Annotated in this window: 14 protein-coding genes; 10 read left to right on the top strand and 4 right to left on the bottom strand. The window is 47.0% G+C overall.

The features are described 5' to 3' along the window. The first annotated feature begins 397 nt into the window (after positions 1-397). From EBR25_05380 to rsmD, 8 genes are all read left to right on the top strand, one after another. Entirely contained in the window at positions 398-2,365 is a 1,968-nt protein-coding gene (locus EBR25_05380) for a serine/threonine protein kinase (GenBank protein ID NBW40425.1), read from the top strand. Next, positions 2,362-2,931, top strand: coding sequence for a hypothetical protein (locus EBR25_05375; GenBank protein ID NBW40424.1), 570 nt, complete (start codon positions 2,362-2,364; stop codon positions 2,929-2,931). Before EBR25_05380 ends, EBR25_05375 begins: the two co-directional genes overlap by 4 nt. A gap of 393 nt (positions 2,932-3,324) precedes the next feature. Further along, positions 3,325-4,500, top strand: coding sequence for an RluA family pseudouridine synthase (locus EBR25_05370; GenBank protein ID NBW40423.1), 1,176 nt, complete (start codon positions 3,325-3,327; stop codon positions 4,498-4,500). A 304-nt stretch (positions 4,501-4,804) separates the two neighbouring features. Beyond that, on the top strand, positions 4,805-6,202 hold the full coding sequence (lpdA, locus tag EBR25_05365) for a dihydrolipoyl dehydrogenase (protein NBW40422.1): 1,398 nt from the start codon (positions 4,805-4,807) through the stop codon (positions 6,200-6,202). 11 nt (positions 6,203-6,213) lie between these two features. Beyond that, entirely contained in the window at positions 6,214-6,927 is a 714-nt protein-coding gene (lipB, locus tag EBR25_05360) for a lipoyl(octanoyl) transferase LipB (GenBank protein ID NBW40421.1), read from the top strand. Positions 6,928-7,383: 456 nt separating this feature from the next. Next, positions 7,384-9,528, top strand: coding sequence for a tungsten formylmethanofuran dehydrogenase (locus tag EBR25_05355; GenBank protein NBW40420.1), 2,145 nt, complete (start codon positions 7,384-7,386; stop codon positions 9,526-9,528). A gap of 134 nt (positions 9,529-9,662) precedes the next feature. Continuing rightward, a complete protein-coding gene (locus EBR25_05350) occupies positions 9,663-11,165 on the top strand; it encodes a 2-oxo acid dehydrogenase subunit E2 (protein ID NBW40419.1) in 1,503 nt (500 codons plus the stop codon). Positions 11,166-11,244: 79 nt separating this feature from the next. Next, positions 11,245-11,811: a 16S rRNA (guanine(966)-N(2))-methyltransferase RsmD gene (gene rsmD / locus EBR25_05345; protein ID NBW40418.1), complete on the top strand. Its 567-nt coding sequence runs from the start codon at positions 11,245-11,247 to the stop codon at positions 11,809-11,811. A 65-nt stretch (positions 11,812-11,876) separates the two neighbouring features. Here rsmD and EBR25_05340 read toward each other — a convergent pair whose 3' ends face one another. The 4 genes from EBR25_05340 to EBR25_05325 all read right to left on the bottom strand — a co-directional run bounded on the left by EBR25_05340 (position 11,877) and on the right by EBR25_05325 (position 14,889). After that, on the bottom strand, positions 11,877-12,245 hold the full coding sequence (locus EBR25_05340) for a DUF721 domain-containing protein (GenBank protein ID NBW40417.1): 369 nt from the start codon (positions 12,243-12,245) through the stop codon (positions 11,877-11,879). 113 nt (positions 12,246-12,358) lie between these two features. After that, positions 12,359-12,634, bottom strand: coding sequence for a hypothetical protein (locus EBR25_05335; protein ID NBW40416.1), 276 nt, complete (start codon positions 12,632-12,634; stop codon positions 12,359-12,361). Positions 12,635-12,787: 153 nt separating this feature from the next. Further along, the gene (locus EBR25_05330) at positions 12,788-13,726 is read right to left on the bottom strand and encodes an isoaspartyl peptidase/L-asparaginase (GenBank protein ID NBW40415.1); all 939 of its coding nucleotides are present in this window, start codon (positions 13,724-13,726) and stop codon (positions 12,788-12,790) included. 161 nt (positions 13,727-13,887) lie between these two features. Then, positions 13,888-14,889 (bottom strand): hypothetical protein, encoded by a 1,002-nt coding sequence (locus EBR25_05325; GenBank protein ID NBW40414.1) that lies wholly within the window; start codon positions 14,887-14,889, stop codon positions 13,888-13,890. Between the two features lie 224 nt (positions 14,890-15,113). Here EBR25_05325 and EBR25_05320 point away from each other — a divergent pair, with 224 nt between their 5' ends. Together EBR25_05320 and EBR25_05315 are read left to right on the top strand one after the other, a co-directional pair. After that, positions 15,114-16,385, top strand: a complete 1,272-nt coding sequence (locus EBR25_05320; GenBank protein ID NBW40413.1) for a hypothetical protein — start codon at positions 15,114-15,116, stop codon at positions 16,383-16,385. A 133-nt stretch (positions 16,386-16,518) separates the two neighbouring features. Beyond that, on the top strand, positions 16,519-17,808 hold the full coding sequence (locus EBR25_05315; GenBank protein ID NBW40412.1) for a phosphopyruvate hydratase: 1,290 nt from the start codon (positions 16,519-16,521) through the stop codon (positions 17,806-17,808). Positions 17,809-17,810: the final 2 nt, after the last annotated feature.

The raw sequence follows: 17,810 nt of genomic DNA, 5'->3' as shown, positions 1-17,810 counted from the left end.
ACCCGTAACACTTCCCCGTAGCCACTGGCCCCCTTTCCATCGGTATCACTTTTCCATCCGTGTCACCTTGTCGTACGGTCATCTGTAGTGCGCTCTCATCTGCAGTCTGCGAGCACCGGAAACCATGCTTTTTCTATCAAAAAACAAGTACATAACTTCTCGCGCTCCGTTCTCTCCCCTTTCTTTCTGAGAAAATTTCTTAAAAATGAGTCCATATCTGCAATCTTCAGTAAAAGTTCCCAATTTTTCGTACCAAATACCTACTGTTTACAGGCTACTTACGGATATAAAGAGTGCATAACTCATTTGAGATGAAGCGTTATTACGTTTTCGTAATACGTAGAAGGAGGACTCCTCTCTAACTACCTGAAAGAGGAATCGAGGGGATACAAACATCATGAGTGAAGCGAGCACAAAGAAGAAAAGAAAGATATTTGATAAACGCTTTGAGATCCTCTCTGTTATCGGCAGAGGTGCGCGAAGCGTTGTGTATCATGCTCGCCATATCGATGACTCGCAGGAAGAAATAGCACTAAAGGTAATTTTAAAGAGCAAAAAAGGCACTGCACCAAGCACTGTCCTTCGGAAAGAAGCTCTTGCTCTTGTTTCCTCTCGGCACAAATACGTAATCAGGCTCGACGATTTCCATTCCCTTGGAGATCTCTGCTATCTTACGTTAGAGCTCGCCAAAAAGGGCGACCTTCACCAATACTTAAAAACAAAGCAAGGGAAACTATCGCCCGTTCAAACTGAACTCTTCCTCCTTCAGGTAGCCGAAGCACTCGACTTCATTCATAAAGCAGGCATCCTTCATCGAGATCTCAAGCCTGAAAACTTACTTGTAGTAGACGAGCAAAATATCCGTGTCGCTGATTTTGGCATTGCCATGCTACCCGGAGAAAAGTCCTCATTTGAAGACCTTCAAGCTGGCGTTGGAACGCTCGACTATCTCTCTCCTGAAGTCCTCGATGGACAGAATTTCGATAAACGTTCTGACTTATATGCTCTTGGCTTGTCATTCTATGAAATCTTAAGTGGAAAGCATCCATTTTCTCATGAACCTTTGGCGGAACAACTTGAAAAAAGAAAGGACGGGAACTTTGTCCCGATAGCTGAGCTTGAACCAGATGCGCCAGCTCATCTCTTAAGTGCCATCACAAAACTGATGTGCTTTAACCCTGAAGACCGCTTTCAATCGGCCAAAGAGCTTATCCAAGCGCTTGTAAGTTTTGATGTCAGCGGCCTTGATAAAACAAGCTCTCCCGCAAGAGAAAAAGAAACAGCGCCATCAAACACAGAGCACATTGAAGTTCCTACAGCGACAGACTCCTCTGCAGAAAGAACAAATGCTGCTGCAGAAGACTTCGACGAGCAGGACCAAGAGTCTTCAATGATCTCTCCTGCATACGAAGCACCAGAAATCGAGGAGGAGTTCTCTCAGGATGGGTCAGATGAGGACCATTTTGAGGAGCCAGAAAGCCCCCCAATGGAGACAAGTAGTACAGGCGATAAACTCTTATCTGCCATCAAAACGAATGAGCCAGAAGAAGAGGAAGAGTCATCTCCACCGATGCACCCCCCGTTCTTTGAATCAGCTCCGGCATTAAAACAGGAAAAGAACATCCCTCTCTCATCTCCTGAGACAGAAGCCGTCCCTGAGCCAATCGCTTCAACAGATGCGCCATACAACGGCGGAAGCTCCCTAGCCTCACGCGCATACCTTGATGCCAATCGAGAAACTCCAAGTACTTCACCTCAAACCACTAAGCCGAAACAACAAAAAGAGGTCTTTTCTTCTGGACGCAAACGGAGGCAAACAAGAAAATCACGCTCACGCATAAAGCTGATCGTAGCGCTCCTCATAAGCGGCGCAGCCCTCTATGGGGCGTCCTTCCTCTTAAAGGATTCAGCCGTCGAACACTCTCACGGGGTGACAAAACAGAAGGAGACAAAAAGCTCTCTCGTTGCAAGTGAAGCCGTTGTGGCGACGAAAGAAGTGAGTGACCCTAACACATCAGAAGAGGGCAGTATTTTAGGAGATGCAAAAGAACCTCTCGTTACCTTCCCTTACCTGCCAGCTGGTCTCTATGCAGGAACTCTTCATTTCCCTGACTCGAATTCTAAGACAACTTTCTCAATTATTGCACTTAACGGATCCTCACAACTGATTATATCTCTCGGGATTCACGGATTTCATCCAGTGGTAGTTGATCTTTCTCAAACTCCGCCAAACAACAATTCGCTAAGAGTCGTATCGCAGGGAATGATCCTCTCTCTATCTGGAACAGTAGTAGACGGAGCTCTTGAAGGAGAGCTGAAAAATGAAATTACAGGAGAGATTGCTCAATGGAGGGCCCTCCCATGAATACAATACACATCATGAAATCAATTCATTGGAAATTCAGTGTCCTATTTGTCCTAATCGGAATCTGCTGCGGAAATGTACATGCTGAGCAGTATCGATTTATCCATGATATGCGAAGAGTTTCACTCGGCTCTTATGGAACTGGGACACACTTAGAGGTAACGATTCAAGGACTAAAGACAGCTCCCAGCACTGTCGAAGTTGAAATCATCAAAGACGGTGAGCTCCTCCATGCGGTAGCTGAACGCACGTCCTATAACCGCTACGATGAGCACGTATTCTCTCTCACGGTAGCCAGTCCGCGTGCCGGAATCGTATACAGATTCTCCATTACTGATGCTGATGGGAAAATATGGCGTTCCCGGTATTTCTGGAAGCTGCAAGCCTGCCAGGAAACAGAACAAGATTTACAGATGAATTCAAAAGAAGTCGATGCACAAAGCCCCTCTCTTGAGCTCCTTCAAATCGCACATAACGCAAAACTGCTCGAGGGGAAGCTCACAAGCCTTGATTATGCAAGTAGTCGCCTCAAACAACTTGCAGAACTTCTAAGGGGGGATAAGTAATGATACGGTTCTGGATCCCAATATTCATATTCATCGCTCTCTCTGTACCGATAGCTGGAGCACAGACACCGACAAAGGTCTTTATCCCTCACCTGGATTCAGCGGTCTCAGTGAAAGGTCTCATTCATACCTCGGAAAAGGTAGAAGAAGTTCCAGCGACTTGGAAACTCGATGAGAATCGAGGTGGTATCATTCTCGAATTTACGATTCCGAAAGGGGTAGATTTACCAAATAGCTTCGTTTCAGGACTTGCAATTGACGAATACAACCAGATCTCAATGAGCCCTCTTAATGTTGCTGACCTCCAAAATCCGCGAACAATCGTCGAAATGTGCGTAGCCGAAGCTCCTGAAGGGGTAAGAGCTGAACAAGAAGGTCCATACAGGAAGCTCCTTGCAATTCGAGAAAAGCGCCTCGAACTCGCCCGCAATGAAATCAAAGAAACCTATCCACAGGAATTCTTCGAGCGTTTACAAAAGCTTGAGGAGGCTTTCCATCTTCAGTCGCCCACGCCTCTATCTCCTGAACTTCCTACCGAAGAGCTTGCAGAAAGGCTCGATATCCTCTTTCATACGATTCATCGTTATGAAAAGCATAAGAAGAAAAAAACCGAGCACCCTCCTCACTCAGCCGCTGTATCGTCCGCGCAGTGAACTTACTCACGTTGAAGGCGCTCTCTACAGCTCAAAGCATAGAATTACTGCACAGAGCGACTCCCCAACGCTCTTCTCCCTCCTCTCATCTACCCTCCCTCATATTTCAGCGGATAGCTGGCGAGAGCGAGCGAACTTTGGTGGCCTGTACGTTAATGGCTCCCGAGTTGTTACCGATCAAGCAATTCCAGCGCATTCCATAGTTGAATACTATGAGCCGAGATATGACTACTGCCATGCCGAAGACTTCTATCCATCATTCAACTCAGAGCTCATTGCTTATGAAGATGAGTACGTGGCAATTCTTTTTAAACCGGCAGGACTGCCAACACACCCGAACAAGGAACAAACTCGCTTCTCTCTCAAAACATATGCGGAGAAACATTATAAACGGTCGGTTCATTTGCCGTCTCGACTTGATACAGCAACAGCTGGTCTAGTGCCAATGAGCATTAACCTCAAGATGCATCAGCCACTTCAAAGACTCTTTGAGCGAAGACTTGTGAAGAAGTCATATCTGTGCGCTATTCAAAGCGATACCCCGCTGCAGTCTCCCGTGAGGATAGACTGTGGGATAGGACGAAACGCTCTTCATCCCGTACTTCGTGAGGCGAAGGAAGACTCTCCTTCCCGCGCTATCACAGATATCGCTCCAATGACCTCTTCAAATTCCAAGCAATCAATCTCTTATTTGCTTGCAATGCCGATTACTGGTCGCACTCATCAAATCCGGGTGCACTGTGCGTCATTTTTAGGACCGATTGTTGGAGACAAATTCTATGGGGGCATACCCTCCGATGAGCTTCATCTCATGTGCATTGAACTCTCGTTTTTTCACCCCTTCCAGAAGAATGAAATCACCGTCCGTGTTCCTCAGCGGCTGATTCCAGGCTGGGCGCAACCTGCCCTCTCCTGAGACCCCCAAAATAAAGTGAATTACTGGGATGTTAAGGGGAAGGAGGCAAGAATTGTAGCAGATGCCTAGCCGTGATATACCTTCAACGCGACGTCAGCGAACTTCTTTGTTTCTCTGGAACGGACGGCTTTTCCGGCTCAAGGAGAAAAGACGTCCGGCGTGCGAGTGAATGCAGCTGGTTTGGATACACAGCAGTTGATTCGCACACACAAAGAAGCAGACGGCAGAGTATTTCTTGAAGAGTATTATTTGAATTGTTTCACGAAGTGAGCTTCGTAAGAAGACAATAGAAGAGGAGCAGACAATGTCGAGTGAGAAAAAAGACCTCATCGTTCTTGGCTCAGGGCCTGGCGGATATGTCGCAGCAATCAGAGCGTCGCAGCTAGGACGGAAAGTAGCGATCGTTGAGAAGGAAGACTTGGGCGGGGTTTGTCTCAACTGGGGATGCATACCCTCAAAGTCTCTTTTGAAGGCGGCCCAGCTCTACCACGATATGGGCCACGCCAAAGAGTTCGGCTTCTCAACATCGGATATTAAAATCGATTTTCCTCAAGTGATAAATCGGTCACGAGAGGTAGCAGGCAAGTTATCGAACGGCGTAAGCTATCTCATGAAGAAGAATAAGATTGAGGTTATTAAAGGCACAGGAACGCTCGATTCTGGAAATCGTCTGCATGTGAGAGACGAGCAGGGACGTAACACTACCTACGAGTATCAAGATATTATTATTGCCACTGGAGCAAAGCCACGACCAATTCCTGGAGTAGAGCCCGATGGAGACGTACTTCATACCTATCGCACAGCACTAGAATATCGAAGACAACCTCAAAAATTACTCGTAATCGGTGCTGGAGCCATTGGTATTGAATTCGCGTATTTCTTTTCAACGCTTGGCACTCAGGTAACAGTCGTTGAAATGGCTTCACAAATTTTACCGGTGGAAGATCGCGAAATTGCCAAAGGTCTTGAAAAAGTATTTGCAAAGCGAGGAATGACCATTAAGACAGGAGCCTCCGTCGAAGATCTTCGAGTCTCTGGAAAAACACTTACTGCTTCAATCCGGGTCGGAGATACGGTTGAAAAATGGAACGGCGACTGCGGGCTGATGGCTGTTGGAGTAATACCAAATACGCAAGGAATCGGATTAGAAAAAATCGGTGTCACATCTGAGCGCGGATTCATCATGGTAGATGAATTCATGCGCACAAACATTCCAAATCACTATGCAATTGGAGATATTGTTCCAGGACCCCAACTCGCACACAAAGCAAGTCATGAGGGGATTATCGCCGCAGAGGCTGCATGTGGACAAGCACATCATCCCATGGAATACGACAATATTCCAAGTTGTACGTACTGTCAGCCTCAAGTTGCTTCCATCGGTCTTACAGAGGAATCGTGTAAAGAAAAGGGAATCAAGTATAAAGTAGGCAAGATTCCTTTTTCCGCGATTGGAAAAGCTATTGCAATTGGCGAACCAGAGGGGATGATTAAAGTTCTTATTGATCAAGAGATCGGTGAAGTGCTCGGCGTGCATATCCTGCATAGTGAAGCGACTGAACTGATTGCAGAGGCTGCCATCATTCGGTCTCATGAAGGAATTGCAGCGAGTGTCAAACAGACCATTCACCCGCACCCCACACTGTCTGAGTCTATGATGGAAGCAATGGCGGCTGCGATGGGTGAGCCGATTAACTTCTAAAACCCGTTTTCATGCAGTTACTCTCTCTTGAGCCTCTTCCAATTCAAATCATTGCCCTTGGTACGATTGGATATGAAGAGGCTCTGGAGATTCAACATGAGATACACGCAGATGTTCAGAAGGGCATGCGTCCGCAAACACTCATCTTATGTGAACATCAGCCAGTAATTACCCACGGAAAGAGCGCTGCAACTGAGAGCCTTCTCTCTGAACACGAGACTCTCACCGAAGCTGGAATCTCGTTAGTAAAAACGGGAAGAGGCGGAGATTTCACGTATCATGGACCTGGGCAGCTTATTGCGTATCCGATTATCGATCTCCGGACGAGAAAAAGAGATGTTGCATGGTATATGAGAGGGCTTGAGGAGGTAGTGCTACGAACTCTTTCTCTCTACGAGGTTAAGGGTCACAGAATAGAGGGACGTACCGGGGTCTTTGTTGATCTTTCAAAAAACATCCACCCTGAACGAAAACAAAAGATTTGCTCAATCGGAGTTCGGATTTCTCGGTGGTGCACTCTGCACGGACTCGCCCTGTATATTTCAGATCAATCACGTGGTTTCAGTCACTTACATCCGTGTGGATACCCAGATATCGATGTGGCTTCACTTGAAGATTTTGGAATAAACTGCGACCGTAAGGAGCTAGAAAAGAATTTTCTCGAATCATTTTGCGACGTTTTCAGATTCGTGCAGAATGAAAGAGCTCAAGGCACGAGGAGCTAACGTCTCTGAGTGGCTTGGACTGCCAGAATAACCATGTAGGATGTCGCCCCCGTTATAGGCCAAAAATGGACTGGGTGCACCAACTGGGGGATAACGGACTGGGGATAACGAACAGAAAATACTCTGTGGGCTATGAGGCTGACTGATCAGCTATGAAAGAGAGTGACGCTCATTCATAGAAAGGGTTTCGCTCGAACGCTGCTTCACGGTGGCATGTCTTAAGGTATGATGGAGGAGGATACTATGGCGCAACAGGCTGCCACGAAAAGTGTAAGCAAGAAAAAAGGCGGAGCCACAAAGAAAGGCTCTCAAAAAAAATCCGCTGCAAGAAAGCTTCGATCCAACATCACGAAGGCATCCGCGAGAAAAAAAACCACAGCGGCAAAGAAAACAACTTCCGCCAAACGCAGTAAGGCGGTGAAAGCAGCAAAAAAACCGAAGAGTGAACAAAAAACAATGGCAAAGACAACCCCATCGAAAAAGAAAAAAACAGCTGCAAGATCTGGCACGAGCTCTAAAGCAAAGTCATCAATAGTAAAAAAATCGGGGGCGACAGCGGTTAGCAAGAAAAAGAAGACTGCTAAGAAAACATCATCACGACTGGGAAAGGAAGCACTTCTGCACGCCTACCGGGAAATGGTAAGAGCTCGATATGTCGATGAGAAAATCATCGTGCTGTACAAACAGAACAAGTGCCATTTTCAAATTGGTTGTGCTGGGCACGAAGCAGTTCAGGTGGCAACAGCCCAGGCATTCAGAGCAGGAAAGGATTGGTTTTATCCCTACTATCGCGACATGGCTCTTTGTGGAGCACTCGGCATGACGAACGAAGAGTTCATGCTTAACGCTTTAAATAAAGATGATGATCCAAATTCACACGGCAGACAAATGCCGATGCACTGGGGCTCTGCTGATTTACGCATTGTCAACCAAAGCTCGCCGACAGGAACACAATTCCTGCAAGCTGTTGGTTGTGCACTCGCCGTAAAAAAAATGGGGCTTGATGAAGTTGTTTATGTATCAGCTGGGGAAGGAACTTGCTCTCAGGGAGACTTTCACGAGGCACTAAACTGGGCGGCTCGGGAAAAGCTCCCAATCATATTCCTGATTCAAAATAATAAATACGCCATTTCCGTTCCAGTGTGGGAACAACTTGCAGGAGAAAGCGTCTACAAAATTGCCCACGGCTACGAAAACCTAGAGCTTTCAGCTATCGACGGCACTGATGTTGAAGAAAGTTACAAGGTTGTAAAAGCCGCTCATACACGAGCGATGGCTGGGAAAGGCCCAACACTCATTGAAGCAACAGTACCGCGACTGCAGTCACACTCAATCTCTGACAACCACCTGAAGTATCGAAGCCCGGAAGATATTGAAGGAGAGAAAACAAGAGATCCAATCGAACTGCTCCGTTCGCTCCTGTTGAAGCGAAAGATTCTTTCAAAGACTGGGCTCCAAGAACTCGAAGAGCAGCTGAAGAAAGAAGTAAATGAGGCGGCTGAGTTTGCTGAGATTCAACCAGATCCAGACCCAGCAAAGGTAGAAACTCATACCTACAGTGAGACTCCTGTGCAAGGGCTACCAACATCTGATCCTATCCCGCGAGGAGAAGAAACCTATCTGGTAGATGCGTTAAATCACGGACTGGATGAAGAAATGGCTCGAGACCCGAACATGTACATATTCGGTCAAGATGTGGCTCACGGAAAGGGAGGAGTCTTTACTGTTACCAGTGGTCTCACTGACAAGTATGGCTCAGACCGTGTATTTAACGGCCCATTGGCTGAAAGCTCTATTGCTGGTGTCGCTATTGGGATGGCAACCGTGGGGTTAAAGCCAGTAGTAGAGATACAATTTGGTGACTATGTTTGGACCGCGATGATGCAGATTCGAAACGAACTCGCCATGATGCGCTATCGCTCCAAAGGCGACTTCTCATGTCCGCTCGTAATGCGCATACCGATCGGAGGCTATATTCACGGCGCTCACTATCACTCGCAGAATATTGAAGCGACATTTGCCCACTTCCCGGGGTTGAAAGTAGTTCTTCCATCTAACGCAACTGATGCGAAAGGATTGTTGAAAACAGCAATCCGCTCTGATGATCCGGTTCTCTTCCTTGAACATAAGGGGCTCTACCGACAGGTCTATGCGAAAGGCCCAGAGGGGGAGGCCGATGACTTAATCCCGATTGGAAAGGCGAAGATTGTGCGAGAGGGAAGCGATCTCACTATTGTTTCTTATGGTGCACTTGTTCAGAAATCGTTGCTTGCTGCCGAGAAACTTTCTCGAGAAGAGGGTTTAAGCGTCGAAGTAATTGATATCAGATCCATTCTTCCTCTCGATACAGAGACTATTTTCCAAAGCGTTCGGAAGACCAGTCGCGTCCTCATTGCGCATGAAGACGTTGTATTCATGGGCTTTGGTGCAGAGATTGCGGCACAAATTGCTCATGAGTGCTTTGACTCTCTCGATGCGCCTGTAAAACGAATTGGTATGAAATGGGTAGCGGCTGTACCACATGCTCCAGCGCTTGAAGATGTAGTGCTTCCACAGATTGAAGAAATCGTTGCGGGGGCCCGACAGGTGCTCAGCTATTAAAGAAAGCCGAGGAAAACAGAAGTAAGGTTCTAGTATTTTATGAGAATTCAAGGCATCTTAGAGCCAGGCTCTTTCAAACGAGCCGAAGGTTTGCACAAAGAGAAAGCCTACTATCTGAGCAGAGGAGGAAAGCAATGAATATTGATATGGTTATGCCCCAAATGGGAGAGTCGATTGCAGAAGCAACAATCGCTCGATGGCTAAAGTCCCCAGGGGATACCGTTGAAAAAGACGAGCTCATTCTCGAAATCTCAACTGATAAGGTTGACTCTGAGATTCCAGCACCAGCAAGCGGTGTTCTCAAGGAAGTGCTTTTCAAAGAAGGTGATGTTGTTCCGGTAAAGGTTAAAATTGCAGTCATTGATACTGCTGGTGAAGGTGGAGCGTCAACTGCAAGCGCGCCTGAACCGTCCGGAGTCACTGCAGAGGTAACCACTGAGGTTGCAGGCAGTCCTCAGGTTGCAGGCAGTGCTCAGGTTGCAGGCAGTGCTCAGGTTACAGGCAGTGCTCAGGTTACAGGCAGTGCTCAGGTTACAATCGAAGAAAATATTGTCATGACTGATGTGCCTCCCGCACAAACAAACGGGAATGGCGCCGCTCGTGCAGTTACGCCGGCAAGCCAACAAGCGGCTCCTGCTGGTCATGAGAATCGTTTTTATTCGCCTGTTGTAAAGTCACTCGCGAAAAAGCATGGCATCTGCGATGTTGAGCTCGCTACAGTGGTCGGAACTGGACAGGGGGGCAGAGTAACAAAGCAAGACTTTCTTGATTATGTAAGTCAACGTGCTCAGCCTGAGGCTCCGCGAGAAGCGACTGCTATTCCACAATCCTCTTCAGTAGCAAGCCCAGCCGCTTCTTCAGCTCAAGTCCCTGCTACTGTGCCAAGTGAGTATAAAGCTCCAGCGGTGGACATCCCATCCGGAGAATGGACAGCAGAAGGGACGAAAGTTGTTCCCATGGATAATATGCGAAAGCTCATTGCTGAGCATATGGTGCGGTCTAAGCGCACCAGTCCGCATGTCTATTCGGTTCAGGAAATTGACTGTTCTAAGATCGCTGCATGGCGAGCAAAGCATAAGAATGAGTTTAAGAGCCGCGAGGGATTCTCTCTAAGCTATACCCCTTTCTTCCTAGAAGCCGCTGTTCGAGCACTTCTTGAGTTTCCGATGGTCAACTCTTCAGTCGATGGCAATACCGTAATCATGAAGAAAAAAATTAACCTCGGATGTGCTGTCGCTCTTGGAAATACAGGACTAATCGTTCCCGTAATTAAGAGTGCGGAGGAGCGAAACTTTGTTGGAATAGCAAGAGCGCTCAATGACCTTGCGAGCAGAGCTCGAAACAAACAACTTCTTCCAGACGAGGTAGCAGGCGGCACCTTTACCGTTACTAATCCAGGCGTGTTTGGAACTATGATTGGAACGCCAATTATTAACCAACCACAGGTGGCGATTCTTTGCCTAGGCGAAATAAAGAAACGTCCCGTAGTGATCGACGATATGATTGGAATTAGAGAGATCTCCTATCTCACCCTTTCTTACGATCATCGGATTGTTGATGGCGCGCTTGGCGGACAGTTTCTCGCGTTTATTCGTGAGTACCTCGAAAACTGGGATTTGAACCGTCCGCTCTACTAAGAGCATTTCGAGAATCGAAATATTAGTGATACTCCCTCTAGTCAATGCGGAGTAGGGTCAGACGAGAAGGATAGAGACTATGCGTGTCGTTGGTGGCTCAGCAAAAGGAACGAAACTCCTCGCTGTGCCAGGAGATACCACTCGTCCGATTCTTGACAGGGTAAAAACATCGCTCTTTGATATCCTCCGACCTGAAATTGAGAACGTAGAACTCCTCCTCGACCTTTTCGCTGGCAGTGGATCCGTAGCGATTGAAGCGCTGAGTCAGGGTGCGAAGCGTGCCATCATGCTCGATATGGCGCCAAAGGCGATAAGCACCATGAGAGAAAATCTCAAAAAGACGCATCTGGAAGGTCAAGCAGAGGTGCGAAAAACCGATGCATTCTCATATCTCAAGAACACGCAGAAACGCTTCGATCTCATCTATGTAGCGCCACCTCAATATCAAGGCCTGTGGCTCGAAATACTACAACTTATAGCAGAGCGTCCATCTTTGCTCTCGGGGTCTCACGCAAAGTTGATTATTCAAATAGATCCAAAGGAACGAGAGCCGTTCACCAGCAAACAGCTCGTACTTGACCAAGAGCGAAAATATGGCAACACCCTCCTGCTCTTCTATGTTCTGGGAGCTACCATACATACTTAAGAGAGCGGCACTCAGAATAGCGGCATGTCGAAAAGAATCTTAAGCCTTGGACTTACCATTATCCATCACGGCTCACTTGATACGACAAAGCGAATATCATTAATGGGAGCCCCGCTTGACGTTATCTTTGCTATGCGCTTCAACAACGTCTCTTTGAGAAAAGCGAGTTCTTGAGCCCAAATAGGATTAGAGACCTTTACAAATAATTCACCCCGAACCACCTTTAAGGGTTTAGCATGTTGCGATATCCGTTCTCCGACTATCTCAGGCCAATGAGTAACAAATGCATATTGAGAAAAACGGTCTCGCAACTTCGGCGAAGAGAATACACTCCGGAGAACTGCATCTACTTTTGCAGGGGGTTTTTTTCGTGCTGATAGACTTCGCAGTCTATATCCACCTAAATTACGATGTGAGGATGCCGCTGAACTCATATACCTGCCAGTTTACGGCTCTCAGTTTATTTAACCAAGAGAATAAACAAAATAAACTCGCACTTCTGTAACAAATATATCGGGGAAGCTTTTCCATCTCTTCCAATAGACCCCTAAGGAGCCTCAAATAGAACTATCTGCTCATTATCCCTCGCAAGCAGCAGTTCTTCTCGGGCCAACCTCTCCAACACCCGAGGATTCTCTTCCATGCCAATCAATGTAGTTTTCAGCTCATTTACCCGACCAAGAATCTCATCGCGTTCGTTCTCCTGCGCGGCCCGCTGCATTTCGAGCACTTCCAGACGCTCACCAGAACGAGATGAGAAAAAAGTAAAAAGAAAGAGAAGGATAGAAGAGCCAATAAAGAAGTACGAGAGATATCTTTTCATTTTCTACTCTCAGCCGTGAAAAGTTCGAAGTCCTCGCAAGTACAATACTGGAAGCTCATTCAACAGAAAACCCATTTTCGAGTGATTGTCTTGCTTCTTCGCCACCAGAAATTACGCACTGAACAATTGAAATGGTAGTCGACGAAACCTACCCTACGATTGACCGTCCTTTCGACCAATAGCAATAAATTCCTTTCCCGACTGAATCCAGCCTCGAATCATCCCAAGCGAGTTAAACGGCATAACAATTTCACCTTCGGGTGAAATTCCAATGAACCCTCCTGCCTTAGCAGGCAACTGTTTCATTGCGAGCTCTGCGGCCGAATACAGTGTTTTCCCCGAATATCGTATGATTGCCGATACCGATCCAGCAATATGATGTCGAATAAACTGCTCCCCGTTCCCTGTGCATGAAATTGCACAGGTATCATCTGCAGCATACGTTCCAATCCCAATTAAAGGAGAGTCTCCAATTCGTCCGGGTTGTTTATTTGTCATGCCACCTGTCGATGTTGCCGCAGCTACATGCCCTTCGCCGTCAATTGCTACAGCACCTACTGTTCCTTTCTTTTCACGAAAGAGATCCTCATGGTCTAAGGCGGTCTTTCCCTGTGCTATTGCTCTCTGTAACTGCTTCATCCGATGCACCGTAGTGAAGGACGAATTATCTGTGAGCTCAACTCCCACTTTCCCAGCAAACTCATCTGCGGCTTCTCCGCCAAGAAGTATTGCTTCACCCCTATTGAGGACTTCTCGAGCGAGCACAACAGGATTCCTTACCCTCTTTACACCGGCAACAGCTCCAGCTGAGAGGTCCTTTCCATCCATGATTGCAGCATCAAGATAATGTGTGCCGTCAGCAGCTAGGACAGCCCCCTTGCCAGCATTAAATAGGGGATTGTCCTCCAGAGAACGAACCGCCGCCTCAACAGCATCAACCGCGCTTCCCCCTTCCTCTAAAAGAGAATAACCCGCTAGAAGCGCCTCTCGTATCCCTGCACGGTACGCCAATTGCCGACGAGCAGAAATCGTTCCCATATCAAGGACTCCAGCCCCACCATGAACAACAATAGCATGATTTTCGACATTCATATGGTCTATCCTACAAGCTCTCTAGCACTAAAGATAGTAATTGCAGAACGACGAATATCATAAAAAGTGCTCGAGATAACTACATGGGAAATTTACTCTTTTCCCGTAACACGTGTGACGTTCCGCTCTTCACAAACTACAGTAGACTGGTGAATGAATTCCTAGCGCAGAAACGTGCCGTCGCTCTTGGCGATAAAGCTCTGTAGTTCAACCTCTGAACTCCCTTCTTTCAACTCAGCGTGCGCAATGGAAATCATCTCTGAATTAAAAGCAAAGTTTGGAGAGCCATGTGGTGGGACAATAATCATGCCGCCCCCCTTATTTACGGTCTTGCGAGATAACTCTTGAAACTCATTTTCCAGAATGGCCGATAACCTATCAGGGTTCTTTCGAAAGATGTCAATGTGCTCACGGAGCTCTCTTCGTAATTCTCCAAGAACAAATCCAGAAAGGAGCCCCAACATGAGCGACTCTCCATGTCCAGTTGTTGAAAGCGCACCAATTTCGTTATCTGCAAAGACTCCTGAACCGATAACAGGAGTATCGCCTATTCTTCCATTATCCTTCGAGTTTACTCCGCCAGTAGAGGTCCCAGCACATAAGTCGCCATTGAGATCGCGAACAACACAACCGACAGTGCCACAACTTGTCTCACCCGAACTAGAGAACTCACCGCCATCATTTTTTAGCCATTCCTCAACCACTGGAGAGAGAAGATCTTCATGCGTGGGTACCCAGCCATATCGCTCCTTAATAAAGTCCGCTGCACCATCCACTTCTTGCATCAACTGATGCGTCCATACCGTCATCAAAGATCGGTCTGCTCGTAACAGATCTAATGCAACCGCCGAGGGATACTTCATTCTCCTTGCATTCAAAATTGAGACGAAATCTCTCGCTCCTCGCATCAGGCCAACGTCAAGAAGGACAATCCCATCAACGTTCGGATATCCTCCATATCCCGCATTAAAAAAATCAGATCCTTCCATTTCGCGGAGTGCCGCTACTACCGCAAACTCCCCTGACTTCCCGCCATGTAGCTCCTCCCACGCAGCCTCGGCCGCGCGGCGCATAACTGGCAACTTTTTGCGAGCCCGCTCATCGGGCAATTTACCCGCTCCACCATGAATAATCACACACGGTCGCTTCTCTTCTTTTCTCACTGAATCACCGCTATCTTATTCACTCCTTTACTCTAGTGCTGGTTGATGACTTTGAACCTCATTGCACCACTTGCCTCTTTCGACTAGATTCTAATGTTATAGTATTCAGCGCAAGGGCTCTTCAGAACATAACGCAACCTTCTTCGATAGGCGCTAAGACCAGAAGTTGTGAGGGGCAAAATCGTTGGACAAGAATAAAAAGGCCACTAACAATGACGTTGCCAATGACCACATTACGTTCATGTATCACACAAACAGAGGCTTCGCGCCTTCTCTTTGCGACCGATGTCCTTTCTCAGCCAGCATCGGAAACAATGAGAAAACATGATCCTCTCCTACATCATCAATGTAGCCGGTCTCTTCCCATCGCGTGTGAAAATGATATTGTTGTCTTACAAGGGAATCTGGATGAACCATACTACGACTGGTTACGATCCCTGAACCTGAGTACCGAGAAAGTTGTCGCCTATAATGAAAAAACTGCTAGCGGACCTCTCTCTGATGTAATTACGGCTGATCCGACCCCCATTCAGAAGTTACTTTCTGACCAATATGATTACCACTACCTCGCCTTTTACCTCTCCGATAATGATATTGCCTGCGCTACTAGCTTAGGACTCCCAGCCTTTGGGTGCGACGAAGAGACGACAAAAAGATACTTCGACAAACTTAGCTTTAAACAGGAATGCGAAGCTCTTGGGATTAAAACCGTTGAGGGGCATCATCATGAAATTGATGCATCGAGTCCGCTGAATGAAGAAGAAATGGCCGAACTTGTTCACCGACTGTTAGCAAACTATGGAAAGGTTATTGTACGGGGTACTGATGGTTCGGCAGGAAGGTCTCTATACACGATTGATAATACAAATGTACAAGAGCTTTATGAACAACTTCTTGATAATCAAGACCAAAAAGTTCTCATAGAGCCATTCTTAAATGTTGTCTCTTCCCCAAATGACCAATGGATTATCTCTTCAAGTGGCGAAATTCGACATCTTGGTCTTTCTGCCCAACTCTTCCAGGGACTTAAACATGCTGGGAACTTCTATGGGAACTATTACTCCTCTCGAGTTTCAGATTACATCAGTGAATGCTCCTCTAAGATTGTTCAAGCTATGGCAAAAGGGGGTTATCGTGGAATCCTTGGCATTGATTATATCGTCTGCGAAGAAGGCATTTTCCCGATCGAGAACAATGCAAGAATGAATGGTTCTTCTTTCGCGCTAGAATTATTTTCCCTGCTACAAGGACGAATTCCTGAAATAGCATGCTGGAAGTTCTATAAAGCAAAGTGCTCCGTGAAAGACTTTAATGCGTTAAAAAATAGTGCCGCGAAGTTTCTTTTCGATGGCGAGAAAGCAAATTCGCTCTTTCCCTTTGTCACGAACCTGATACCAGAGAAGGGAGAGTTTATCGCATTACTATTGGCTGAAGACACTTACCATATAGACTATCTCCAAGACTCTCTCTCTTATATCGGTATTCATAGGGCATAGCTGGGGGCTGTTGAGTCCGCCAAAGAGAAGCCAGTTGCCGTTTTTTCGGTCGTATCCCGTTATCGGCTTGATTTCATATCTTTGAGTTCATAGATTATGGGGAGCAAAACTACTTCGTGTGAGGAGGACCAGCATGAGTGATTCAGGAAGTGCAATCGAAAACATTTACGCCTATGAGTGTCTCGATTCAAGAGGGCTGCCCACTGTTGCTGCATTCGTCCAACTCTCAGATGGCACGATCGGAGAAGCAGCCGTTCCTTCAGGTGCATCAACTGGTGAATATGAAGCACATGAGCTAAGAGACGGTGACAAAGACCGATACTTTGGGAAGGGCGTCCTCAAAGCTATAGAATCGATTCACGGTGAGATCGCTGAAGAAATTCTCGGATACGACGTACTGGAGCTCTCGGCTCTCGATCGGGCGCTACTCGAACTTGACGGAACACCAAATAAGTCACGACTTGGAGCAAATGCTATTCTGGGAGTAAGCCTTGCTGCTGCAAAAGCCGGAGCAAACTTCCTCGGCATTCCGCTCTTTCGCTATCTTGGAGGTGCCAATGCGAGATGTCTACCTGTACCACTCGTCAACGTCATCAATGGAGGAGCGCATGCCACCAACTCCCTTGATTTTCAAGAATTCATGATTGTTCCCCATAGCTCAGGGACTTTCTTTGAAAATATCCGAGCAGCTTCTGAGGTGTTTCATACGTTAAAGAAGATGCTGGTCGAGAAAGGGTATAGCACTGGCGTGGGAGATGAAGGTGGGTTCGCCCCTCAGTTTTCTTCACAGGAAGAAGCGCTTGAAATGCTGATGCTCGCTATTGAAGGAGCAAAATACACGCCGGGAGAGGAAATCTCGGTGGCGCTCGACTGTGCTGCAAGTGAATTCTATGATCGCTCAAAAGGAGTATATACACTTGAAAAGAGCGGTGGTGGTGAAAAGGGTTCAGATGAGCTAATCCGACTGTATGAAAACTGGTGCGAAAAGTTTCCGATTGTAAGCATCGAGGATGGACTCGATGAGAATGATTGGGATGGATGGCGGGATCTCACTTCAGCACTTGGAAGTAAAGTGCAGCTCGTCGGAGACGATCTCTTTGTGACAAATCCAGACCGTCTTCGTCAGGGAATTGAAAAAGGATGTGCAAATTCAATTCTGATAAAGCTCAATCAGATTGGAACGGTAACTGAGACACTTGAGGCAATCGCTCTGGCGCAAGAGCGCGGCTACAGCTCGGTCATCTCCCATCGCTCTGGAGAAACAGAAGATACCTTCATAGCAGACCTCGCAGTTGCTACTGGAGCTGGACAAATAAAGACAGGATCCGTGTGTAGAGCTGAGCGTACCGCTAAATATAATCGCTTACTCTTCATTGAGACTCTGCTGCATGGAGAGTCTTTCGTAAGCAATCCCTTTTCCTGAAC

The organism is bacterium (assembly GCA_009926305.1).
Lineage (GTDB): Bacteria > Bdellovibrionota_C > UBA2361 > UBA2361 > RFPC01 > RFPC01.
The sequence above is the reverse complement of the archived record's forward strand: the minus strand, read 5'-3'. Positions and strand labels throughout refer to the sequence as shown.